1 protein-coding gene is annotated in these 634 nt (G+C 30.3%); it reads right to left on the bottom strand.

Translation table 11 applies throughout. From position 1 onward, the window contains the following. Window positions 1-141 precede the first annotated feature (141 nt). A partial coding sequence (locus ACFQ1R_RS11590) for a hypothetical protein (protein WP_379926388.1) occupies window positions 142-634 on the bottom strand: 493 nt, incomplete at its 5' end.

A 634-nucleotide genomic window follows, 5' to 3' on the forward strand; every position in this document is an offset into this window, starting at 1 on the left:
CACAACGTTTATGTATATGGAAAGTTGCGTGTTTGTGTGCGAGGATTTTCCGTAGGAAAATCGGAAGCAAGCAAGCAAAGCAACTAACATTGGTTTAGTATAAAACTAGCAATTTTTTATATACGGTGTTGGCAATAGTTTTTATTCATTAAGATTAATTACTCCTTCAAATTCGGGTATCATTTTCAAATCAGAATGTTCTAAAGGATTTTCATTTAACAAACTTAATTTACGCATTTCAAGTAGTCTCTTTACAGTTGTTTTAAAAGCATCATTGTTAAATTTAGTTTTCAATTCATTGTTAATTAATTTTTCAAATCCGTTTTGTAGTCCATTCCAAAATATTTCTTGATTTTGTTCATTCAAACCTCTTAAGTCTAAATCTTTTCCAATTATCATTTTTCCAGATTCTTGGTCAATAAATCCAGTTCCCCATTGATTTGAATCGTTAAGTTTATATTCTTTCGGAACTTTTTTGGACAACCATATTGATAGTTCAAGTCCTTTTTTATTTATAGAAAGTTCATTAGCAACAATTCGTATTATCTCATCGTAAGCTCTCCAGCTTGAGATATAACAACTTCCATCTTCTATAGTTATGAATCCTTGCGCCATGTTTAAATTATTGCCAACG

Origin of the sequence: Mariniflexile jejuense, assembly GCF_042675665.1 — a bacterium.
Classification (GTDB): domain Bacteria; phylum Bacteroidota; class Bacteroidia; order Flavobacteriales; family Flavobacteriaceae; genus Mariniflexile; species Mariniflexile jejuense.